Here is a 23,485-nt window from a genome sequence, read left to right on the forward strand (position 1 = left end):
GGCCAGCCCCATAAAAATGCCCCATGGCATCGCCGCTTGTATTGCGGCCTGTCATGGGGCATTTGCTTTATTTTCGAGCGGCTATTTGGGTGCTGCCGACTCGAACCATGCTTTTATCATAAAGCGCGGGGATTAAATTATGGATGACCAGAAGGTCCGACATGGACAGCTCAGTTTGCGCGTCTGCCCTCAGGTTAAGGCATGGAGCCAGTTCGCCAGGTGATTGTTCCGCAACGTTCCAGCATGTGCCATGCTCGGCAAGCCCATCAGCGGAAGGGATATAATAAACGTCGCCATTCGTAAATGCGCCATTGCGCAGCACAACAAGCTTGCTGTTTTGCTGCGGCTGACGCATGCTTTCCGTAATAAGCGGCGTTCCAATCATCGCAAGCTTGCTTGACGATATTCCAAGCAAATGCAGCAGCGTTGGCGCGACATCAAGCTGTCCGCTCGGAGCGGTGTAGGCTCCTGCATAACGATCGTCTGGCAAATGGACGAGCAACGGCACCTGCTTAACGATTTGTTCCCGCTCCAGCTCATTTAACGGTTTGCCCAGAAACGCTTCAAACAAGCTCCAATCGCTGATCGAATTATCATGATCGCCATACATGGCAAATATCGTATGATCCCAAAGCCCTTCCTGCTGAAGCCGTTCAATAAGCTCGCCAAGCGCTTCATCCACGTAATGGATCGCTTGCAAATAATCGCCCATTATCGTGCCCTCAAGCTCGCCGAGCGAAAGTGTCTGTTCAGCTGCAGGAATTTGATAGGGGTGATGGCTGGACAGCGTGATCAGAAAGGAATGAAACGGCTGCGGCTGCTCGGCAATTTGGTCAAGCGATTGGCGAAAAAAGGATTTATCTCCAAGCGACCAGCCGATCGGCTCGTCCAGCTCGTATTGTTTTTTGCTCACAAAAGCATCGTATTTCATATTCGCGTACATGGTATTGCGGTTCCAGAAGCTTCCTTCGTAGGCATGAAAAACGCTAGTGTAGTAGCCGTTATTATGCAGCATCTGCGGCAAGCATTGAAATTCATTCCCGGCATATTGAATAAATACCGAGCCGCTGGCGAGCGGCTGAAGCGAGCAATTGCTGGCAAAATCCGCGTCCGACGTTCGGCCCTGCGCGGTCTGGTGATAAAAGGAGCTGAAATAGGCGCTGCTCTTGACCAGCTTATTGATGTTCGGCGTTATTTCCTGGCCGTTGAACGACTTGCCAATCATAAAGTTCTGGAAAGCTTCTGCCTGTACCAAAATAATATTGCTGCCTTTATACGCGCCAAAGCTTAAGTCCCGCTCCAGCTTGGCGCGCGATTGCCCGGATTGCTCCGTCCAGGCGAGCACCTGTGAAGTCGTCTCGGCAGAGACAGCTTCTGCATTCAGCCAATGCAGCGCCGCATAACGATACAGATCATAGCCGTGAAAGCCTAGTGCGCCTGTCACATTATAAAGTGATAAATTCCACCAATTGCTTTCGAATAATCCTTTTGCCCATGTGCGCTTGGCATCGTTAATGCCGCCAAAGGTCACCATTAATCCGATGGTCAGCAGGACGAAGCTTAACAATAAACGCGGTGCTTTTGCTCGCCAATGCGACTGCTTGCTGCGCTGGGGTAAAGCGGCCTCAGCGTTTGTGGCAGCTGGCAGGGCAACAGACATGGCAGCGCGCCGCTTCCATGCCAGCAGACCGGCATAACCAAGCAGCAGCGGGATATCGGCCAGCAATACAAAATCTTTCACTTCCAGCAGCGTAGCAATGCTGCCTCCAAGCGCCTCCACCTGCCCGGCCTGCAGCAGGACGGGTACGGAAATCAAATCCTCGAAGTAGCGATAATAAATTAAATCGGCATACAAAATAGCCGAGAACAGGGCATTCATTGCGAATAACGCAAAGAATCTGCCCCGCAGCGGCAGCAGCAGCGTCCAGAAGCTGCAAAGCGCAAGGGTGCCGATGGCGATTTTGACATCATAGACATTCATTTTCATATTGGGCACAGCTATAAATAAATCAAAGGCATACAGCTTGAGCAGCAGCACTCCGAAAAAAAGCAGCAGTTCCGCGCCATAGGGACGCCGTCCCCAGCGGGCTGCTGCTTGCAAGCTGTTGGTTAGAGCTTTGTATCTTTTTTGATGCATGAATTGAAAGTCCCTCTCTTAGTGTCCCTTTCCTCTCCCAAAAAGCGATTCTATTTCTCTATTTATTATTTTTCTGATGATTGGGATTTGCGGTTTGCATATAGGCCGCCTGGTCCGAAAAACTGGTAATAGTTGCATTCAATCCGCCCGTTGAACAGCTTGCGTTTCTTGTCGGCAGGGCGGCCCATATAATGCTCGATAGCAGCAACAGGCGTAAAAGCGAAAAATGACCAGGTCGGCAAATGGAGCGCCGACATGCCGAACTGGCGCAGCGCCGCTTCCGCCTCGCGATCATCGCCGAGTCGCTCCCCGTATGGCGGATTGGTCACGATGACGCCGTATTCGCCCTCGGGCTTAATTTTCGCGGCTGGCATGACGCTCAGCTTAATGTCTTTGCCGAAGCCGGCTTTTTTAATATTGGCTGTCGCGATTTCGATGGCGCCGGGGTCAATATCCGAACCGGCAATTTGCAGCGCCACATCGTCCTTCACCGCATCAAAGGCTTCTTCACGCGCCGTTTCCCACAGCTGGTCCGGCACTAGCGGCCAGCCCTCGCTGTTGAAGGAGCGGCGCAGCCCTGGAGCGACGTTCCACGCCAGCATCGCGGCCTCAATCAGAATGGTGCCCGACCCGCAGAACGGGTCGTAGAGCGGACGCTCCGGCTGCCAGCGGCTAATTTGCAGCAGCGCAGCTGCCATCGTCTCGCGCAGCGGCGCTTCCGTCGCTACATTGCGATAGCCGCGCTTATGCAGGCCAGCTCCTGTCGTATCAAGTGTCAGCTGCGCGCGATCATTAAGCAGCGTAACTTCGATGACGTAGCGGCCTTCATTTTCCGGAAACCACTCGGTTGCGTAGCGCTCTTTCATTTTTTCTACGACTGCCTTCTTCACGACACTCTGGCAGGCAGGAACGCTGGACAGCTGCGACTTGTGGGAACGTCCGTCCACCGGAAATTCGCCATCTCCGGGAATCCAGTCAGGCCAGTTTAGCGCCTTCGTGCCTTCGAACAGCTCCTCGAAGGTGGTCGCCTGAAATTCGCCCATCTTGACCAAAATCCGTCCTGCCGAGCGCAGCCATAAGTTGGTGCGGCAAATATCGATCGGTTCAGCCGGGAAAGTAATGCGTCCATTTTCTACTGTCAAGTCGGTATAGCCAAGCTCCTTGAGCTCGCGTGCGACAATCGCCTCAAGGCCCATCGGCGTCGTTGCGATCAATTCAATTTTCGTTGTCATTCGTGTCACTCTCTCCTTCGTATGTAAAGCGCAGTTGAATCCTCACGGTCAAAATCATACAATCAAGTATAGTAAACGCAGCTTGTTTTGACAAATGAAAGGATGAGTAAAAAAATGTCGATCGAAAATGAACAATATGCAGACAGCTTATATAAGGAAGATTTGGACCTGATTCGGGTGCGCGAAACCCTTGCTGCAAACGGGATGCCGGACATTTCCGTCGCTGATGGCTACGGCCGGCTGCTGACGATGCTGGTCGCCATGTCAGGAGCGAAGCAGATGCTCGAAGTTGGGGCACTTGGCGGCTATAGCGGTATTTGCCTGCTGCGGGGAGCGGGAGAAGGCGGGCGGCTGACGTCGCTGGAGCTCAAAGCGGAATACGCGGAGGTCGCGCGCGGCAATGTGGAGGCAGCGGGCTATGGACAGGCCGTCACGTTCAAAATCGGCGATGGCAAAGCGAGCATGGAGCAGCTTAAAGCAGAGGGTCGGCAGTTTGATTTTTTCTTTATCGATGCGGATAAGGAAGGTTATCCCGTGTATTTGGAATATGCGCTCGCTTTAGCGACGCCAGGAGCCGTTATCGTAGGCGACAATGTGTTTTTGCGTGGGAGGACTATGAATACGGCCAGAGTTGGCCCGGCTATACAAGCTGTGAGGGCGTTCAATGAGCGGATTGCAAATGACGAGCGGCTGCTTAGCACAGTGCTGCCCGGCTATGATGGACTGGCCATAGCGATTGTAAAATAGCGGGGCAGGGGGCTGGAAAGCCCTGTCTGTTGAGCGCTGCTGCAACTGTCTGCGCCCGCCTGCTGTTGTTCCCAAGAGGGAACGCAGGGGGTGGAACGAAGGTTGACGCTTGCAAGCTAATTATTTTATAATGATGGGGAATTAAAATCAGCGCCCCGCGAGAGAGGGAACGGTGTCCGAGGATCATGAGAAAATAACCTATTCGTTCAGAAGCTTATAAATGACAACTTATGATTGATCAAAAGTTCATTTTCTGAAGATAGGATTATTGCGCCCATTTCCGGACATGCCTCATACGTTTCGCTCGCGTTTTTTTGCCAGAGGACGGCGACAGCCGTTTCACCTTGACGCGCTTGTTTGCTGCTATACCTGAACAGGGATAGCTGCATGTTTTTTCGGAAATGGCTATAATTGGCGAATAATCCTCTTCAGATCGACACTTATTCGAGCTGGGGAGGTTTTTTTATGGGGAAATTAGAGGTTAGGCATATAGAAATAGCAGTACAGGATCGATTGTTAGGCAGGCTGGATGGTGTCTGGGAGCTGGGAGCTCGCGATCGCGTCGGCATTATCGGTGTTAATGGAGCGGGCAAATCGACGCTGCTGGCTGTGCTGGCGGGCAGGCTGGAGCCGGATAAAGGCACAGTGACCCGCAGCGGCTCTGCTGCCGAGCTGCGTCAGGCAGCGGGCTATCGGGGCGTGGCAGCGGCAGATGAGCAAGCAGAGCAGCAGCTCTCTGGTGTGCCCAGCGGTGAGCATGAGCTGCAAGAGGGAGCTATTCTCCGCTCTCGCCACAGCGAAGGAGAGAACGCCAGCCGCTGGCAGGCGCTGGATGCGGGGGAAGCGAAAGGCTTTGGCAGCGGAGGCGAGAAGACGAGGACGGCGATAGCTGAGCTGTTCGCTAGCGGAGCGGAAATATTGTTTGCGGATGAGCCGACGAGCCATTTGGATGCGGCAGGCATTCGCCAACTGGAAGATGCCTTCACCGCGTATCCGGGAGCCGTCATCTTCGTTTCCCATGACCGCGAGCTGCTGGACCATGTGTGCACCTCGATCATCGAGCTGGAGGATGGAGAAATCCTTATTTTCAAAGGCAATTATTCGGCTTATAAGCGGGAAAAGGAAGCGAAGCGGGCCCGCGCCGTTTTTGAATATGAGCAATATGCCAAGGAGAAGAGCCGTCTGCTGGATTCGCTAGCCAAAGTACGCCAGTCGGCGCAGGGCATCAGCCACAAGCCGAAGCGAATGAGCTATAAGGAGGCGAATCTTGGGCTTGAAGGCATGCGCAGCTCGCAAGCGAAGCTGAACAAGGCGGCGGATGCGCTGGAAAGCCGCTTGGAGCGGCTGGAGGTGAAGCAGAAGCCGGCAGAGCTGGAAATGCCTTTATTCGATGCGCAGGTGCACGAGCCTTGCCGCAGCAAGCATGTGCTGCGGCTGGAGCAGCTGGAGGCCGGGCTATCAGAGGACCGCTGGCTGTTCCGTGAGCTGTCCGTTCAAATAAAGCCAGGCATGCGCATCGCGCTTGTAGGCGGCAATGGAGCGGGCAAAACGACGCTGCTTCGAAGCATTTACGAGCAAGCGGAAGGGGTTGCAGCCGCACCGTCTTGCCGAATGGGCTATTTTCGCCAAAATTTATCGCTGCTGGATGAATCCAAAAATGTTTTGCAAAACGTGCTGGCATCAGCCGTCTATCCCGATGCGCATGTGCGAACCGTGTTGGCAAGAACCTTGTTCAAGGGCGAGGATGTGTTTAAGCAGGTGGCGCTGCTCAGTGGCGGCGAACGGGTGAAGGCGGCGCTTGCGAAGCTGCTGTTGGGGCGGCATAATACGCTGCTGCTCGATGAACCTTCCAATTATTTGGATATTTACGCTCGCGAGCAGCTGGAAGAGACGCTTCGAGCTTACCCCGGCACGATTATATTTGCATCGCATGATCGGCGCTTGGTTAGCGAGGCGGCGACGCATATCCTGCAACTGCTCGGTGACGGGGAATGGCGCTTTAGCGAGAACGAAGCGCCTGACCATGGCGGCGCAGCTGCCGACAACCCGGCAGCTGCAGGAACAGGAGCAGCGCAAGCGAGCGTGGAGCGGGAAGAGCTGCGGCTGAGGCTGGAGCAAGAATTCGCCGAGACGTTGGCGCGGCTGTCGCTGCCGCAGCGTTCAGCCGAGGAGAAGGCGGCGCTGGAGCTGAAATTCAGCGCGCTGGTCGCTAAGCGCAAGGAGCTGAAGCTTTAAAGCGCGGCTAATCGTGCAAGAGCAAGAGCAAGAGCAAGTCGCGCAAGCTTTATTTTTCATGGCGGAAACGTCTTGAAAAATAAAGCTTTTTTACTGCGGCGTGCCCGCGAAATGAGCATCGCCTTCAAACAGATGACAGCGCCAACTACACGTGCCGTGCCGCTGGGGCGAACAGCTCAAGCGCCGTATCGATAAACAGCTTGACCGCAAGCGATGCATCCTCAAGCGACGGCACGGCAAGCCGAATTTCCCGGTAGCCTTCGGGTGAAAGCTCCAGCTTAATTACATTTGGCGGCAGCGATTGCATCGCTAGCTCTGACAAAATGGACATGCCGAGTCCTTCCTGTACCATGCTGAGCAGCGTATTGACATTTTTAATGATGAATTTAATTTCCAGCTCCGTCTCGGCACGCTGAAACAGCTCCACTATAGGCGTCTCATAGCCTGATTTGCAATTAATGAGCGGATTGCCGCTAATGTCCTTAACCGAAATAACTTTATTGCCGGCCAAAGGATGATCGTCCCGCATAACGGCATACATCCGCTCCTTATACAAAGGGATCGTTTCAAACGCTTCATCCGGCGGAATGATGAGAGCCACATCGATGATGCGCGTGTGGAGCCATTCCTTCACCTCGTCAATCGTGCCTTCATGCAGCTCGAATTCGAGATGAGGATATTTGGCGGCGATGGTCCGCATGATTTTGGGCAAGAAATAAGCGGAAGCAACCGGGAAGGCGCCAACGCGAATCGTACCGATCTCCAGCCCTTTTTCACGGGAAATTTCCTGCTCAATCCGCTCATAGGATTTCAAAATTTCCCGAAACATCGTCAGCAGCCGTCTGCCAATATCCGTTAGCAGGACGCCATTTCGACGATCGCGTATGAGCAGCACGACGCCCAGCTCCGTTTCGAGCGTAGATATAGCTCGGCTCACGGCGGGCTGCGTCATATTCAGCTCAAGTCCCGCCTTCGTGAAGCTGCCGGTTTCGGCAATTTTAATGAATATCGTTAGCTGCGAGTTTGTCATAACTAAAGTGTTATGCCCCCTATGATAAACATTTATTTTATTTATGTTGCAAACTATTGTATCATTCGGTAAAACGACCACACAAGGAGCTGTTCAAGGTGCCTGGTATTTCCCGATCAGCGGCAACGATGTATTTAATTTTTCTCGTGTTTATATGGGGCATCAATTGGCCGCTTACCAAATATGCGCTGGACTTTTCTCCGCCTTTATTATTTGCGGGCATTCGAACGCTCATTGGCGGCATTTTGCTCGTAGGCTTTGCCATTTGGAAGCGGGGACCGCTGCGGCTTAAGCAGAATTGGCCTATTTATCTTATTGCTTCCATGCTGAACATCATTATGTATTACAGCTTTCAGACGATAGGGCTCCAATATATGCCGGCAGGACTGTTCACGGCGATTGTCTTTTTACAGCCTGTGCTGCTCGGTGTGTTTGCATGGCTATGGCTAGGAGAGGCGATGTACCCGCTGAAAATTATCGGCCTTCTGCTGGGCTTCGCCGGTGTTGCGGCGATAACGACGGGAGGCATTTCCGGCCATATTTCCGTGTGGGGCTTGCTGCTTGCGATTGTTTCGGCCATAAGCTGGGCAGGAGGCACGATATATACGAAGAAAATGGCGGCGCGAGTCGATTCCCTATGGATGACCGCGATGCAGGTGGCCATTGGCGGTGTCGTTATTTTGGGCACAGGGTCGATGACCGAAAGCTGGTCCGATATTGTATGGAATATGCCGTTCATATTCGATACGCTGTTCATCTCTATTTTTGTCATCGCGATCGGCTGGCTTATTTATTTCAAACTCATCCGCAATGGCGATTCAGCGAAGGTCGGCTCGTTTATGTTTCTGATCCCGCTTATTGCGATCGTGTTCAGCGTGTTATTTTTAAAGGAGCATGTCACGATCAATTTGGTGGTGGGTCTCGCACTTGTCGCATCCAGCATAATCGTTGTTAATCGAAAGCCTAGCCGCTTGAAGAAAGAGCTTCCTGTGCTATGATAGCTAATAGAATCGTTTAAGTGTAGACGGGCGTTGCCGCTTTATGGGGCAGCGCCTGTTTCGCGCAGTTATTTTGCAGGAGACGGGAGAAGTGGGCATTGGCAGAAAAACCGGCAGTCGAACGAGTAAAAACACGGGTTGGCACGCTTAAGGAAATGAACCGTTACCCCATTAAATCGTTTGCGGGCGAGCGGCTGGATTCCAGCAGGATGGAAGCTTATGGGCTGTATGGCGACCGCAGCCATGCTTTTATAGATGAAACGAAGGAAGGCTGGGACAGCTTTATTACAGCGCGGCAAATTCCGGCTATGCTTGGCTACAAGGCGAAGCTCCAAGATGATCATGGTTTTGGAAAGGGTACGGCAGCGGCTTCCGGTTTTCCCGAAGTAACGGTTACGTCGCCTGACAATCGCGAGCTCGCCTGGAACGAGCAGCTGCTCGCCGAAATACAGTCGCACACCCGCACGACCCTTTCCATGCGGCGTTATGCGCCGGAAACGCCGGATTTGCTGGGCGCGGATGCCAGCAGCGTGCTCATTGTGACCGATGCGCTGCTGGGCAAGCTTGAGGCGATGTGGGGCAAGCCGCTCGATGCGCGGCGGTTCCGGGCGAACATGATTGTGGCGCTTGCGAGCGATGCGCCGGATGAAGACAGCTGGATCGGCAAGCGGCTCCAGCTTGGCAGCGCGGAGCTGCACGTAGACGGGCATTGCGAGCGCTGCTCCATGATAACGCTGGACCCTGACACGCTGGAGCGGGATATGTCGCTGCTCAAAAAAGTCAACCAGGAGCTTAATTTGCGTTTCGGCTTGTATGCCTCGGTTAAGAAAGCGGGGCATGTCCGGGTAGGCGACGAAATATTTCTGCTGACGGATGCTTGAGTGGATTGCAAGATAAGCAGAATAGGCAGGATAGCCGAATAGGTAATGCCTTGCCTGCGGAATGTGTAGCTGATAACAGGAGTGCAGAACTGAAAAAGCAGCCTTGGCGTTTACGCCAAGGCTGCTTTTGTCTCCTTTTTCCCTGTGTGAAACCTTTACAGTTTTGTTTAGTAGAAGGTCGGCAGGTACATATGCCTGCACGATCTAGCTTTGCGAAGCCCGCCATTTGCCCCGCAGCAGCGAGCGATGCACCCAAAGCGCATTCAGCAGCATCATGACCGCGGACATAATGAACAGCCCCCGGATGCCGATCCAGCCGGATAGCGCGCCGCCTGTAATCGGACCGACCATATTGCCGAGGCCGAGCGTGCTGCTGTTAAAGCTGTAGGCACGGGATTCCATGCCGTCCGGCGTATATTTGCGAATGAGCGAATTGACCGTCGGCACAAGTCCGCCGAGAAAAATGCCCAGCACAAACCGGGAAATGAGCAGCTGCGGCACACTGTCGGCGAGCGCCTGCGGGATAAAGGTCAGTCCCGCGCCAATCAGCGAATAGCCGAGAATGCGCTCTGAGCCGATGCGATCGCTGAGCTTTCCTAGCACGGGCGACGCAATGAGATTGGAGATGCCAGCCGCAGAGCCGACGAAGCCCGCCCAAAAAGCCAAATTGGCTGTCGGGCCATGCAGGCTTTGGACATGCAGCGGCAGCAGCGTCATCGAGCTCATCATCGCGAATTGAATGAGGAAGGTGACCGCATACAGCGCCGTCAGCTCATGAATGCCGCGCAGCCGCTTGAAGCCTTCAATGACGGAAATTTGCACTTTAGCTGCTGCCTTCTGCAAGTCGAACGTCTCCTTCACGACGAACAACGCCAGCATGGACGCAGCGAACAATAGGGAGCCTGTCAAATAAAAAATCGGACGGTAGCCGACAGCGTCAGCCAGCAGCCCGCCGATAAAAGGGCCTAATATCGTTCCGGCAATGCCGCCCGATTGGAGCGTTCCCATCGCATAGCCCATGCGATCCTTGGGCGTGCTGGCAGAAATCAGCGCCACAGCCGCGGGATTAAAGCCGGAAATCGTTCCGTTCAGCATGCGCAGCAGCAGCAGATGCCACGGTGTCGTCGCAAAGCCCATCAGCACAATGACAATTGCCATGCCGATGCCAGAGCGGAGCAGCATCAGCTTGCGTCCGTAGCGATCGGCGTATTTTCCCCAAATCGGCTGGAAAATAAATTGGGTGACAAAGTTGCCGGCGAAAATAACACCAGCCCATACAGCAATTTGATGCGGATCGGTTAAGCCCAGCTCAAACTGCAAATAAAACGACATAAAAGGAATGATCATGGTCATTCCAGCCATTACGAGAAATTGTCCGAACCAGAGTACGATGAGATTTTTTTTCCACTGTTCCATGTTTTTTAGTATAGCACAAGCTGCCCGCCAGACAGAAATACGAAGAACATTTTGTCAAGGTGAAACGGCTGTCGCCGTCTTTTGGCAGCGCGGCGCGTTTCAGTCCGAGAAATATAAGCCTGTTTATAAATGTGAAACTTATTAATGCTTATATTTCAGAAAAGCACGAAATTCGCCTTGAATCAGGTTATAATGAAGAGAATGCCTAAAGAGAGTGTCATAACATTGTCATAGGAAGTCAGGGACTTGCGGTTGTTAGCCCCTGCAAAAACGGGCATAATGGAGTTAATAGAAAATTATATAGAAAAGAGGAACGGCGAACATGAGCTATAATGACCGTTTCATTCGGGCCTGCCGCAAAGAACAGCTGGATCAGGTGCCCGTCTGGTATATGCGCCAAGCTGGAAGATACGATCCTGAATATCGAAAAATAAAAGAGAAATATTCGCTGCTCGAAATTTGCAAGCAGCCGGATCTGGCTGCGGAAGTGACGATGATGCCGGTGCGCAAGCTCGGCGTGGATGCCGCTATTTTATATTCGGATATTATGAATCCGGTTGCTTCAATCGGTATTGATTTTGATATTGTGGCGAACGTGGGTCCCGTGATTGATAACCCGATTCGCTGCGCGGCGGATGTAGACCGGCTGAAGCCAATCGATGTAGAAGGCGATCTCGGCCATGTGCTGGAAACGATCCGTATTTTAGATCGGGAGCTTGATGTCCCGCTTATTACATTTGCAGGAGCGCCGTTTACGATTGCCAGCTATTTGATTGAAGGCAGACCGTCCAAAAACTACTTGCGCACAAAGGCGATGATGTACGGCGAGCCGGAAGTATGGCATAAGCTGATGGACAAGCTGGGCGATATGGTTATCGCTTATTTGCGTGCGCATATCGAGAATGGCGGGAAGGCTTTCCAATTGTTTGATAGCTGGGTCGGTGCGCTTGCGCCCGCAGATTTCCGCAAGTTTGTACTGCCGACGATCGAGCGGATATTCAGCGAGCTGTCGGATTTGCCGCATCCGAAAATTTATTTCCCAGGCGTAAGCTCAGGCGAGCTGCTGCCGGAGCTGCACAAGGTGCAAGCTGATGTAATCGGTCTTGACTGGAGAGTTTCGATTCCCGAAGGACGCCGCCGTTTGAATCACGGCTTCGCGGTTCAGGGCAATCTCGATCCTGTCCTGCTGACTGCTCCAATGAGCGTACTTGAATCGTATGCGGCAGAAATTATTGAGCAGGGACTGGAAGAGCCAGGATTTATTTTTAATTTGGGACACGGATTATTTCCTGAGGCATCGCTTGAGAAGCTTCAAGAGCTAACGGCTTACATACATTCATATTCGAAAAAATACATTGCAGCGCGTGAAGGGAAGGAAACGAGCCATGTCGGAAGCTGAAAACAGCAAAATCGGAGTTCTCGTTATGTCATATGGAACGCCGGAAAGCCTTGATGATGTAGAAGCGTATTATACGCATATTCGCCGTGGCCACCCTCCAACGCCGGAGCAATTAACGGATTTGTATGGCAGGTATGAGGCGATTGTCGGCGGCGTATTCCCGCTTCGTGAAAATACGAACGGACAGGTAGCCGGCCTTGCGGATAAGCTGGAGCAGCTCGCCCCAGGCCGTTATGCTTGTTATCAGGGGCTTAAGCATGCCCGTCCTTATATCGAAGATGGCGTAGAGGAAATGGCTCGCGACGGGATTAAGCAGGCAGTCGGCATCGTATTGGCCCCGCATTATTCGGCGATGAGCGTAGGCAGCTACATCAAGCGTGCGCAGGAGAAGGCTAGCGAGCTTGGCGTGGAGATGACGTTTGTGAAGCAATATCATCTGCATCCGAAGCTGCTGCAGGCGTTGACGGAACGGGTAACGGATGGGCTTGCGCGGTTAAGCGCATCATCGGGCGGAGAGCCGAGTGTAAAGGTGCTCTTCAGCGCGCACAGCTTGCCGGAGAAAATTCGCGAGCTTGGTGATCCTTACGAGGAGCAGCTGCTGGAGACGTCAAGAGCGGTTGCGAAGCAGGCTGGCATTGCGGATGATGGATGGCAGTTTACTTGGCAAAGCGCAGGCCGGACGAGAGAGCCGTGGCTGGGACCTGACATATTGGAGACGCTTGCCGAGCTTGCGGAGCAAGGAGTAAAGGCTGTATTGGCCGCGCCAATCGGCTTTGTGTCGGATCATCTTGAGGTGCTGTTCGACCTCGATATCGAAGCGAAGACGACAGCGAAAAATATGGGCATCACCCTTGAACGAATTAAAATGTTAAATCGCGACCCACTCTATATGGAGACGCTGGCGGAGTCTGTAATAGAAGCAACGTAGAGGTTGGTAAGAAAGGATGAATGAGATGCGGAGAATCGGAGAAGCTGATCGAATTGTCATTATTGGCGGGGGGATCAGCGGGCTGAGCTCCGCTTTTTATTTGCAGCGGGAAGCGGAGCGGCAGCGTAAAGAGATTCATATTACGCTTGTCGATAGCGCCGAGGTATTGGGCGGCAAAATCAATACGCTGCAACGTGACGGTTTCGTCATCGAACGCGGCCCGGATTCTTTCCTTAGCCGCAAGCTGGCGATTATTGAGCTGGCGAAAGAGCTAGGCATAGAGTCCGAGCTGACGGGAACGAATCCCAAGGGCAAGCAATCCTATATTTTGTTTAAAAATAAGCTTCATGCGATGCCGCAGGGACTCGTGCTCGGCATTCCGACGGAAATTATGCCATTCGCTCGGACAGGCTTGCTCTCTTGGGGCGGCAAGCTGCGGGCGCTGCTTGATTTCATCAAGCCAGCTCGGACTGCAGCTGGCGACGAATCGCTGGGCGGCTTCCTAGGCCGACGGCTGGGGACGCAGGTTGTGCAGCGCATTGCAGAGCCGCTGCTGGCGGGCATTTACGCTGGCGACCTTAACAAGCTGAGCATTCAAGCGACATTCCCGCAGTTCGCAGCTGCTGAACGCAAGCATGGCAGCTTGATACGGGGAATGCGGAGCAACAAAAAGCTGGCGAAGGCTCCCGATATGAGCCTGCTGCCAGAAGGAGCTAGAAGTAGCGTGTTTCTTACCTTTAAGGGCGGGCTGTCTACTTTGGTAAATGCGCTGGACCGAGCTTTGCCAAGCATGGAGCGCAAATTGGGCCAGGCGGTTATCGGAATTCATGATAGCGCTGCGGGTGGTGAAGCGGCAGGTTTCGCTGGCACGGCGGACGGGGAACAGTCGGGGTCCCGCTACACCATCGAGCTGGCAAACGGGGAACGGCTGCCAGCCGACAAAGTAATTATGACGGCGCCTGCGTTTCAGGCAGCGGAGATGCTGGAGCCGCTGGTCGATTGCGCGGAGCTGCGGGCGATCGATTACGTTTCGGTCGCAAACGTCGTCATGGCTTTTGACAAAGCGAGCCTTGGTGTAACCTTCAAAGGTTCGGGGTTCGTTATTCCGCGTTCGGAAGGCTTGCGGATTACAGCATGCACTTGGACCTCGACGAAATGGCTGCATACGAGTCCGGGAGACAAAGTGCTGCTTCGCTGTTATGTAGGCCGGGCAGGCGATCAGATAACGCCTTTTTTGCCGGATGACCAGCTTATGGCCGCTGTAAGAGAAGATGTGAAGAAGACGATGAATATTACAGCAGCTCCTTTATTTACGGAAATTACACGGCTGCCGCGCTCTATGCCGCAATATCCGGTTGGCCATCTGGACCAGACGAAGCGCCTGCGTGAGCGAATGGCACAGCAAGTGCCGGGCATTCATATTACAGGAGCGGCTTTCGACGGCGTAGGTTTGCCGGATTGTATTAGACAAGGCAAGGAAATTGCATCAGCTGCGCTTTCCTCTTCCTAGATGCATAGTGAATGAAGCAGCTTCCCTTCTAGTTATTTCGCATATTTATAACAAGCTTGCTATAATAGACAGGAAACTTTATTCATAAAGGAGCATCCTGTCATGAATAGATCTAGATCAGAATCGCGACAACAGCAAAAAGTCAGGCGAAAAAGAAGATTAAGACGCCTCATCATTTTCAACGGATTTATGCTTGGACTTATTGCAGTCGTTATTGGCTTATGGCTTAATACGCAAAATTGGTTTGATGCTGGGTCCTTATTTAATGGTGAAAATAAACCTCAGGCAGCAGATGCCGCCTCCGCGGGTACCGCTGGTGATCAGGAGCCGCAAAACGCGGAAACGGGCGCAGGCAGCAGTTCGCCTTCTCCATCTGTAGAAACGGCAGCAACGAATGATCCTGCTCCTACAGCCGATGAGGCTAACGGCCAAGGCGAGGCAGCGGCAACGCCAGCCAAGCAGCCTGAGGAGGAAGGTCATGAAGCAGTCGATGGAACAGGCGGCGATGACGGTTCCGGGCAGCAGCCATCGACTCAAGCTGGCGACGAGGATACGGTGAAGCTGAGCTTTGTTGGCGATATTTTGCTGGCGGCTTCGGTCGGCGACATGATGAAGCTCAATGGATACGACTATCCATATAAGCAATCGCTGCTTTATTTAAGCGAGCCGGATATTATGGCAGCCAATTTGGAGTATCCCGTGACGGATAGCGGTGTACCGGCAGTAGACAAGACGTATGTGTTCAAAGGTTCTCCAGATGCGCTTCCTGCTTTTCGGGATGCCGGCTTTGATGTTGTTAGCCTGGCGAACAACCATACGCTGGATCAAGGCGTCGAAGGCTTATTAAATACGATGAAGCATCTCGATGAGACAGGAATTTCCCATATGGGAGCCGGCAAAAATGATACGGATGCGTTTGCGCCTGTCATTAAAGAGGTGCGCGGCATTAAAGTAGCGTACATTGGACTGAGCAGAGTCGTGCCGGAAGTATCTTGGAAAGCAGACAAAAATGTTGCTGGCGTAGCAGAAACCTACGATACGACGAGAGCGAAGGCGGCGATTAAGAAAGCGAAGGAGCAGGCCGATCTGGTCGTCGTGATGGTTCACTGGGGAGAAGAGCGCAAAGATACGCCGCTGCAATACCAGCGGGATTTTGCACGCGAATACATAGATTCGGGAGCCGATCTAATTATCGGCAGCCATCCGCATGTGCTGCAAGGTTTTGAGACGTATAAAGGCAAGTGGATTGCATACAGTTTAGGGAACTTTATTTTTAGCGCTTACCCGAAGGGAGCGACTGCAGAGACAGGTGTGCTGGATGCGATTTGTACGAAAAAAGGGGACTGTGACCTGAAGTTTTACCCGATGTCCTCGGACAAAGCACAGCCAGTGCTCATGGATTCGGAAAATGCAGCAGCGCTGCTAACGCGCCTGACGAGCCTGTCCTTTGGCGTGAAGCTCCGAGAGGATGGCGCTCTCGTCTCTAAATAAAGAGCAGCGAGGAGGAGCGCATGGCAGAGCCAAGAAATGTATGCGTAGCCCACCGCGGGTGGTCAGGGCGTGCGCCTGAGAACACCCTTGCAGCGGTGAAGCTGGCGATGGAAGAGCCTGATGTGTTTTGGATTGAAATTGATGTGCAGCTATCGAAGGATCATATTCCGGTCGTTATTCATGATTATAAGCTAAGGCGTACAACGAATGGCAAAGGCGAAGTCCGCAACTGGACGGCTGCCGAGCTTGGCGCGCTTGATGCGGGCAGCTGGTTTTCGCCCTTGTTCAAAGATGAGGGAGTACCGACGCTTGATCAAGTGCTGGCATTAACAGCCGGGCGCTGCAACGTGAACATTGAGCTCAAGACGAATGGCATTCGTTATCCTGCGCTTGAGGAGCAAGTGCTTGCAAGCGTACGCCAATTCGGTGTGGAAAATGAAGTGGTGCTGACCTCTTTCTATGCCGGAGCGCTGAATAAGCTGTTCAAGCTGACGGAAGGACGTATTCGTACCGGCTTGATTATTGACGGCTGGCGCCAGACGCTGCCTCTGGAGCTGAGCCAGACGGGGTCGACCTTGCTTTCGATTGATTATTCGAGGCTGAATAAGGAGCGAGTGAAGCTGCTTAAGGGAGCGGGCATTCAGGTGATGGCCTGGACGATAAACGAGGAACAGGCTATTCGCAAAATCGCGGAGCTGGACCGGGAGCTGATGATTTGCACGAATTTCCCGAATCGCTGGCGGCAGGCAATGGCAGGACTGAGAGATAGAACTGGGGAGGAGCGAGAAAATGGTAGGCTGGATCGATGAATGGTGGCTCAGGCTGCTTGGCGGCCTTGTTGGAAGCGGCTTAATTGCGTTCGTCGCCTATCGTTTCCGCTCTCTTTCGCTATCGGGCGCTTTATCGGCAATGGCAATGGGAACAGGCTTTGTGACATGGGGCGAACCAGTATGGTTCGCCTGTCTTATTGCGTTTTTTGTTACCTCAACCCTGTGGTCGAAATGGAAAAAGCACTCCCGAGCGAAAGCGAAGGCGGAAGCGGGATATGAAAAAACAGGACGTCGCGACGCTGGACAAGTGTGGGCGAATGGCGGAGTAGGCCTGCTGCTGTGCTTCGGCCATGCGCTGTTTCCAGCATCCGGCGATGGCTGGCTGCTCGCCTATATTGGAGTCATGGCGGCCGTAAATGCCGACACATGGGCGACGGAGATCGGTGCGCTGAGCAAGCGTCCACCGCGTTCGGTGACGAGCGGCAAAGTCGTCGCTCCCGGCACGAGCGGCGCTGTGACGCGGCTCGGTTCACTCGCGGCGCTCGCTGGTGCTGCCTGCATCGGCGTCGTAGCCGCCATCATGCTGGCATGGTTTCATCCAGCGTCTGCAGCCGATTTGCAGGCTGGGAACGCGGGGCTTGCAGGCGGCGGCCTCAGCCTAGCCTCAGCTGTAGCGCTTATTGCGGCGGCGGCGATAGCTGGCTTTGCCGGATGCTTTGCCGACTCTTGGCTCGGCGCCACCTGGCAGGCGATGTACCGCTGCACAAGCTGCGGCAGCGAGACGGAGCGCCGCACGCACTGCGGCGTAAAGACCGAGCGGACACGCGGGTTTGATTTTATGAACAATGACCGGGTTAATATGCTGTCATCCTTGCTTGCAGGTGTAGTTGGCTTAACACTGGGCCTCTGGTGGCTTTAGTTGCAAAATAAAATAACACCTTCTCTCCTTGATACGGGAGTAGAAGGTGTTATTTTTGATTTTAGCGGTTATCCCCTTAGCTCAGAAAACAAGGCAGGCAAAGAGGAGACGCAAATTTATTTTTTAGTTAGCTCTTCCATTTGGCCGATGAGGCTTTCGAACACGCTCATCGCTTGCTCAATCGGCTCTGGCGAGGACATGTCGACGCCAGCTTTTTTCAAAATATTGATTGAGAAGTCGCTGCCGCCGCTCTTCAGGAAGCCGAGATAACGCTCGACTGCTGGCGCGCCTTCCTCCAAAATTTGCTTGGAGAAGCTCGTTGCGGCCGAGAAGCCAGTCGCGTATTTATACACATAGAAGCTGTTGTAGAAATGGGGAATACGTGCCCATTCCATCGCAATATCTTCATCTACGGCCATATCGTCGCCATAATACAGCACATTGAGGTCGTAGTAAATTTTGCTCAAATCCTGCGGTGTCAGCGATTCGCCTTGCTCGCTTCTTTCGTGAATGATTTTCTCGAATTCGGCAAACATCGTTTGACGGAACACCGTCGTCCGGAATTGATCCGCATAGTAAGTAAGCAGGTACATTTTTTCCTTCGGATCGGTTGACTTGTCAAGCAAGTAGTCCATCAGCAGCGCTTCGTTCAGCGTGGAAGCCACTTCCGCGAGGAAAATCGTATATTGCGCATCGCGGTAGTTCTGGGTCGTATCAGAATAATACGAATGCAGAGCGTGGCCCATCTCATGCGTCAGCGTAAACATGCTGTTCAAGTTGTCCTTGTGATTGAGCAGCACATATGGATGCGTGCCGAACGCTCCCCAGCTGTAAGCGCCGCTGCGCTTGCCTTCATTCTCGTACACGTCAATCCAGCCGTCGTCAAAGCCATGCTGCAGCACGTTCAAATAATCGTCGCCGAGCGGCTTCAAGCTTTCTTTGACTGTTTTTTTCGCGTCCTCATACGTAATGTTCATATCGAATTCCTCTACAAGCGGAGCGAACAGATCATACATATGAAGCTTGTCGACGCCGAGCAGCTTTTTGCGCAGGTTCATATAGCGATGCATCAGCGGCAAATGCTTGTGAATCGTGTCAACCAGGTTTGTGTATACCGTCTCGGGAATGTTATCCCCATAGAGCGACATGGCGAGAACGGAATCGTGCTTGCGGGCACGGGAGTAAAAAATATTTTTCGTTACATTGGCATTCAGCGTGGCCCCGATTGTGTTTTTGAGCTTTCCGTATGTATCGTACATCGCTTGGAAAGCTTCTTTGCGCACGTCGCGGTTTTTGCTCTCAAGGAACTGGATGTAACGGCCCTGCGTCAATTCAACCTCTTCGCCGTTCTCGTCCTTCACTTTCGGGAACTTCAAATCAGCATTGTTAAGCAAGCTGAAAATCGTGCCGGGAGCCGAGCTCATATTGCCTACTTGCGCTAGCAGCGCCTCTTCATTTTTCGAAAGAACATGGGCTTTCTGGCGGCGCATTTCTTCAAGTGTATGACGGAAAGTGGCCAGCTCCGGATTTGCGATCAATTGATCCAGCGCCTCGTCGCTTAAGGAAAGTACCTCTGGCGTAATGAAAGAGAGGGCTTCTCCTGTTTCCACGCTCAGCTTCTTGGATTTGTCGGACAAGGCCTGATAGGTCGGCTCTGCCGTATCCTCATGATGCTTCATATTGGCATATACGTATAGACGCTCCACATGCAGCGACAATTCATCCTCCTGCTCGAAGCAGGCTTTCAGCTGGGCCGGGTCTGCCAATGTGCCTTGGAAAGCGCTGATTTTGCCAATCAGGCTTTTGGCAGCGGCAAACTCCTTATCCCAAGCAGCTTGATCTGCAAACAGGTCTTCGAGCTTCCAACGGGCTTCTACTTTCGTTTCGGAACGCTTAGGTACGTGATTCATCGAATTCCTCCTTGGTATAATGGTAGATGAAGTAGCATGTGGTGCAGTTTTGGAATAGGCGGGCTGAATCATTCCCTCAGCGCCACTAATACCGGCTGTCAGGCTTAGAGAGACAAGGACGGGTAGCCATTTCATAGTTGCGTTCGCCTCCGGGCATAAATTTGTACCTAGTATGTACCGGAGGCTGCCTTGTTATGTTGAAATACAAGAACTTTCTAAACTCTTAGATGTGGCAAGCGGCTGCTCTTGTATTTGATGCGTTGGCGGCTGCTCCTTGATGTATGGCTTGTCAGCTGCCGCCAGCGCTTATGAGCTTCCCATCTGAAACAGGCTGAATACAATGAGGAAAAACGAGAATGCAATTAAAACAATAGAAGCAAGTGCCAGCCCGCGGCGCAAATTGGGAGCGAGAGAATCGCGTTTTGCAAGGACTATCCATCCTAGTGCAAAGGATGCGACAATAAAGATGATATTAGTCATTAAATCCATCTCGAAACGTACACCCCCTGTAGCCGCAAGCACAACATGGCCTCGTTAGTTTTCGCTGTTAAGGTTGAATTTTCCTGCTTACACTTCCTTGAAAGCACGGATGATGTTCTCCCGCTCTTCCTCGCGGCCAACATACTGGTCAGCACGGAAGCGATTTTCGGCCCAATGCATCATTTCAGGACGGCTTACGAACGTAAAGCATTCTTCGCCCCATTGATCGGAAATATCTCGTACGACGAGGGTTTTCCCCTGTACTTCTACCGTCAGCATATTGTACTTGTCAGTTTTGAATATCTCGTATTTCTTGAACATGTTGTAGGTCACCTTACCTTTCGTTACGGCTTACACCGTATTCTTACTATTTTAGCTATCTAGGGGGTGGAAAGCAATAAGGGACGGTGTTATAATATCAGCTATAATGCGGGAAAGAAGCATTTATGAGGCGAAGCTTCTATAGAGATAGGAGCGTAATCGCGAGAAGAGTATAGCTGAGACGAGGAGAGTTGAGAAGATGAAGCAATTGAAGTATGAGCAGGTAGGCGTTGCTATTACCTGCCGGGGTTTTGATGAGTATGTACACATGTTCGGACTGGAAGAAGATGATTTGGGCGCGGGGCCTCTACTGGACATTGCTGCCGGAGGCGCTTCTTTTACCGCTGAGGCGTGTGCCCGAGGGTATGAAGCCCATGCTGTTGATCCGCGTTATGCCGGAGATGTGGAGTCGTGGATTGCACAATCTGCAGAAGAAATTGAAGTTTCCACAAACAAGCTGATCGCTTTGCAGGAGGCATTCGACTGGAGCTATTATAAGGACCCTGCGAATCATCGCGCGGGACGAGAGCGTTCGCTTGAGCTGTTTGCAAGCCATTTGCGATCTGTTGACGGGCAAGCCCGTTATCGTTTTGGGCAGCTGCCAGAGCTTCCTTTTGAACAAGGAACCTTCTCGCTTGTGTTATGCAGCCATTTTTTGTTTTTGTATGCGGAGCAGTTTGATTTCAATTTCCATAAGCAGGCTGTTTTGGAAATGATGCGACTGTGCAAGCCGGGCGGACAGGTGCGGATTTACCCGCTGTTGTCGCTAAGCTGGAATGCTTACCCGCACATGGATGAGCTGCTAAAGGCTGTCGCAGAGCGGGGCGGACAGGCGGAGCTTATGCCAGCGAAACTTCCTTTTATTCCTGGATCAGATTTATTTTTGAAAATAAGGGTTTAATTGCATTTTCCAGTTTAAGACTGTATAATATAGGGTATACGCTGATTAAACAGCGGTTTATTTTTTTAGGAGGTTGTTCATTTGAAAGGAACAGTTAAATGGTTTAACGCAGAGAAAGGCTATGGCTTTATCTCGGTCGAAGGCGGCGAGGATGTATTCGTTCATTTCTCCGCTATCCAAAGCGAAGGCTTCAAATCGCTTGACGAAGGCCAAGAGGTAGAGTTCGACATCACTGAAGGCAATCGCGGTGCACAAGCGGCTAACGTCGTTAAATTATAAGATTCGAAGTTTCTTATAATACTTGATTGCAGCATGTACAGGAGCTTCCGGTTAATCCGGGAGCTCCTTTTCGCATTTTAACAAGCCATTTTAAAAAGCCATTATGACAATGGGCAGCGGATGGTGCCGAATAATAGGTTGAAAAGAGTGGAAAAGGGGGAAAAAGGAGAACCATGGCGCGGGAAATACGTAAAAATAATAGCAGGAAAAGGCTCTTTTTAAATGGCCTTGCAGCAAAATAGAGCAAAAAGAACCGCGTTTTTCAACTATTTTTAAAGGAGGAGAATAATGATGGAAGCCGGTGCCGTGTTTCAGAGGCTTAGCTTTAGTGAAATTAAGCTGAAATTGCCTCGCGAGAGCTGGTATTACTTGCGCAATGAACAAAAGGATGGCGAATTTGAAGCAGAGGACGTTTGGTATTATAAAGGGGATTTGCGGCTTAGCGAGCTTCTGCTCGACCTTAATGCTATGCTCATTCTCGTTGAAGGAAATTTGATTGTGGATCGCTATATTGGCAATACAAATACAGACGGGGCTACCGGACTGATCGTTCTTGGCGATATGCGCGCCAGCCATATGGTTGTTGGTGGACAGGAGATCCATATTGCTGGCGATTTGCAGGTGGAAAAAATGTTTTGGGGTGATTATAATCACGGCGATCTCATCGTTGAGGGCCATATGCAGGCGGAGCTGATGATGACGAGCGATCAATATAGAGTACGCATTCAGGGGACATCGGCCTTTGAACGATACATAGTAGATTGGGACGACTTCGGTGTATGGCAGGGCTTCGACATGACCGAGCTTTTTGTTCCGGAAATTATTATAGATGAGGATGAAGAGCCGTTCGTCTGGCGAGAGGAAATGCTGCGTCTTTTGGAAGAAGACAAGCCTATCCTATATGAAGATCGAATCAAGCCGATTCGTGAACAACCGCAAATTCCTTTTTTATTCGCAGATACACAGCTCCGGCCGCTTTATATGCAGCAGGTAACTGCGGATTCTCTTTGCTTCCTCGGAGAGCCTGAAGCTGCTAGCTCAAGCTATGAGTTTTGGCTGGGCGATCAGTTTTTTCGTGCAACTGCGTATGGCAATGAAGCGGATTCGGGACATTTTCGAAGCGTTTATTTTCAGGATGGCGAGGAGTACGGGGCTTTGCTGAAAATAGAACCAGTTGCTGCGCAATCAGGCTCTGCAGCTCATTCACACCCTATGCAATGGCAGTTATCGGGCAAATATCGCAAAGTAACGGACGAGATTGTAGATTGGACGGTTATCGATGATGATTCACCGGCCGCGATCCAGCAGCTATGCCAGCAAAATTGGGTTTATTTGCTGCAAGCTGTATCGACCTATGAATATGCCCGTCATCTCATTGATCCGCAGCATATACGCGAGATATTGACTCTCCCGCTTGTTGAGCCCTATAACGATTATTATGATGAAGAGCGCAGCGGGCTATGGATCGGCGATATATATTTCTCATTTCGGCAAGAGGGAGAACTTTACAAGGATTCCCCGCGATTGGCTTTGGTGCGTATGGCCAGAGACTATACCGATGAACAGGGCGAGGCAAAGGTCGAATATTGCTCATACCGTATACAGAAGCATATGGACGGCTCTGAATGTGTTTCCGTTCAGTATTCAGAAGATGAAGATGATGACGATTATACGATGGTTAATTACGAAGGCGGAGCTAAACTGCTGGATGCGGTCAAATTTTTTGAAAAAGGCCGAAAACTGATTACACGTTACAACCAAGATATGCTGGATGGAACGAAACCTTTTTGTGGCGAAGATTTTGCGATGGAATATTGGAGGGAGAAAGGCTATATTTCTTAATGATAGGAAGTACAGGGACGTTATTTTGCCATGCGCTTTTCGCATTTTAGACTTTGACC

20 protein-coding genes are annotated in these 23,485 nt (G+C 51.9%); 13 read left to right on the plus strand and 7 right to left on the minus strand.

Annotation, left to right across the window (positions count from 1 at the left end; translation table 11 throughout):
• Positions 1–67: 67 nt before the first annotated feature.
• On the minus strand, positions 68–2,137 hold the full coding sequence (locus tag AC50Y5_RS02675) for an LTA synthase family protein (protein WP_494858271.1): 2,070 nt from the start codon (positions 2,135–2,137) through the stop codon (positions 68–70).
• A 65-nt stretch (positions 2,138–2,202) separates the two neighbouring features.
• Positions 2,203–3,369: a THUMP domain-containing class I SAM-dependent RNA methyltransferase gene (locus tag AC50Y5_RS02680; RefSeq protein WP_056029566.1), complete on the minus strand. Its 1,167-nt coding sequence runs from the start codon at positions 3,367–3,369 to the stop codon at positions 2,203–2,205.
• A 114-nt stretch (positions 3,370–3,483) separates the two neighbouring features.
• Between AC50Y5_RS02680 and AC50Y5_RS02685 the strand changes: the two genes are divergently transcribed.
• Both AC50Y5_RS02685 and abc-f read left to right on the plus strand, forming a co-directional pair.
• The gene (locus AC50Y5_RS02685; RefSeq protein ID WP_494858273.1) at positions 3,484–4,116 is read left to right on the plus strand and encodes an O-methyltransferase; all 633 of its coding nucleotides are present in this window, start codon (positions 3,484–3,486) and stop codon (positions 4,114–4,116) included.
• A gap of 465 nt (positions 4,117–4,581) precedes the next feature.
• The gene (abc-f, locus tag AC50Y5_RS02690) at positions 4,582–6,351 is read left to right on the plus strand and encodes a ribosomal protection-like ABC-F family protein (protein WP_494858277.1); all 1,770 of its coding nucleotides are present in this window, start codon (positions 4,582–4,584) and stop codon (positions 6,349–6,351) included.
• A gap of 145 nt (positions 6,352–6,496) precedes the next feature.
• Here abc-f and AC50Y5_RS02695 read toward each other — a convergent pair whose 3' ends face one another.
• A complete protein-coding gene (locus AC50Y5_RS02695; RefSeq protein ID WP_494858280.1) occupies positions 6,497–7,381 on the minus strand; it encodes a LysR family transcriptional regulator in 885 nt (294 codons plus the stop codon).
• A gap of 98 nt (positions 7,382–7,479) precedes the next feature.
• Between AC50Y5_RS02695 and AC50Y5_RS02700 the strand changes: the two genes are divergently transcribed.
• Both AC50Y5_RS02700 and AC50Y5_RS02705 read left to right on the plus strand, forming a co-directional pair.
• Positions 7,480–8,379, plus strand: coding sequence for a DMT family transporter (locus AC50Y5_RS02700; protein WP_442952492.1), 900 nt, complete (start codon positions 7,480–7,482; stop codon positions 8,377–8,379).
• A 98-nt stretch (positions 8,380–8,477) separates the two neighbouring features.
• Entirely contained in the window at positions 8,478–9,260 is a 783-nt protein-coding gene (locus AC50Y5_RS02705) for an MOSC domain-containing protein (RefSeq protein WP_494858284.1), read from the plus strand.
• 204 nt (positions 9,261–9,464) lie between these two features.
• Here the strand turns inward: AC50Y5_RS02705 and AC50Y5_RS02710 are convergent, their stop codons facing one another.
• Positions 9,465–10,676 carry an MFS transporter gene (locus AC50Y5_RS02710; protein ID WP_494858286.1) on the minus strand — a complete coding sequence of 404 codons (1,212 nt, stop codon included), beginning with the start codon at positions 10,674–10,676 and terminating at the stop codon, positions 9,465–9,467.
• A gap of 322 nt (positions 10,677–10,998) precedes the next feature.
• Here AC50Y5_RS02710 and hemE point away from each other — a divergent pair, with 322 nt between their 5' ends.
• From hemE to AC50Y5_RS02740, 6 genes are all read left to right on the plus strand, one after another.
• Positions 10,999–12,075: a uroporphyrinogen decarboxylase gene (gene hemE, locus AC50Y5_RS02715; RefSeq protein WP_494858288.1), complete on the plus strand. Its 1,077-nt coding sequence runs from the start codon at positions 10,999–11,001 to the stop codon at positions 12,073–12,075.
• Positions 12,062–13,003 carry a ferrochelatase gene (gene hemH, locus AC50Y5_RS02720; protein WP_494858290.1) on the plus strand — a complete coding sequence of 314 codons (942 nt, stop codon included), beginning with the start codon at positions 12,062–12,064 and terminating at the stop codon, positions 13,001–13,003. Before hemE ends, hemH begins: the two co-directional genes overlap by 14 nt.
• Before the next feature lie 25 nt (positions 13,004–13,028).
• Positions 13,029–14,513, plus strand: coding sequence for a protoporphyrinogen oxidase (gene hemG, locus AC50Y5_RS02725; protein WP_494858292.1), 1,485 nt, complete (start codon positions 13,029–13,031; stop codon positions 14,511–14,513).
• A 102-nt stretch (positions 14,514–14,615) separates the two neighbouring features.
• Positions 14,616–16,004, plus strand: coding sequence for a CapA family protein (locus tag AC50Y5_RS02730; protein ID WP_494858294.1), 1,389 nt, complete (start codon positions 14,616–14,618; stop codon positions 16,002–16,004).
• A 20-nt stretch (positions 16,005–16,024) separates the two neighbouring features.
• On the plus strand, positions 16,025–16,813 hold the full coding sequence (locus AC50Y5_RS02735; RefSeq protein WP_494858296.1) for a glycerophosphodiester phosphodiesterase: 789 nt from the start codon (positions 16,025–16,027) through the stop codon (positions 16,811–16,813).
• Positions 16,794–17,693 carry a DUF92 domain-containing protein gene (locus tag AC50Y5_RS02740; protein WP_494858298.1) on the plus strand — a complete coding sequence of 300 codons (900 nt, stop codon included), beginning with the start codon at positions 16,794–16,796 and terminating at the stop codon, positions 17,691–17,693. Before AC50Y5_RS02735 ends, AC50Y5_RS02740 begins: the two co-directional genes overlap by 20 nt.
• 116 nt (positions 17,694–17,809) lie before the next feature.
• On the opposite strand, the gene pepF is transcribed toward AC50Y5_RS02740, so the two are convergent.
• From pepF to AC50Y5_RS02755, 3 genes are all read right to left on the minus strand, one after another.
• Entirely contained in the window at positions 17,810–19,603 is a 1,794-nt protein-coding gene (pepF, locus tag AC50Y5_RS02745) for an oligoendopeptidase F (RefSeq protein WP_056029529.1), read from the minus strand.
• Between the two features lie 306 nt (positions 19,604–19,909).
• Positions 19,910–20,092, minus strand: a complete 183-nt coding sequence (locus tag AC50Y5_RS02750; protein ID WP_046229983.1) for a hypothetical protein — start codon at positions 20,090–20,092, stop codon at positions 19,910–19,912.
• A 78-nt stretch (positions 20,093–20,170) separates the two neighbouring features.
• Positions 20,171–20,404, minus strand: a complete 234-nt coding sequence (locus tag AC50Y5_RS02755) for a hypothetical protein (protein WP_046229982.1) — start codon at positions 20,402–20,404, stop codon at positions 20,171–20,173.
• Positions 20,405–20,603: 199 nt separating this feature from the next.
• Between AC50Y5_RS02755 and AC50Y5_RS02760 the strand changes: the two genes are divergently transcribed.
• The 3 genes from AC50Y5_RS02760 (at position 20,604) to AC50Y5_RS02770 (ending at position 23,426) form a co-directional block, all read left to right on the plus strand.
• On the plus strand, positions 20,604–21,305 hold the full coding sequence (locus AC50Y5_RS02760; protein ID WP_494858301.1) for a class I SAM-dependent methyltransferase: 702 nt from the start codon (positions 20,604–20,606) through the stop codon (positions 21,303–21,305).
• An 81-nt stretch (positions 21,306–21,386) separates the two neighbouring features.
• A complete protein-coding gene (locus AC50Y5_RS02765; protein WP_046229980.1) occupies positions 21,387–21,584 on the plus strand; it encodes a cold shock domain-containing protein in 198 nt (65 codons plus the stop codon).
• A 288-nt stretch (positions 21,585–21,872) separates the two neighbouring features.
• Positions 21,873–23,426: a hypothetical protein gene (locus tag AC50Y5_RS02770; RefSeq protein ID WP_494858303.1), complete on the plus strand. Its 1,554-nt coding sequence runs from the start codon at positions 21,873–21,875 to the stop codon at positions 23,424–23,426.
• The last annotated feature ends 59 nt before the right edge of the window (positions 23,427–23,485 follow it).

The sequence above is a fragment of the Paenibacillus sp. JT22N7 genome (genome assembly GCF_059383875.1).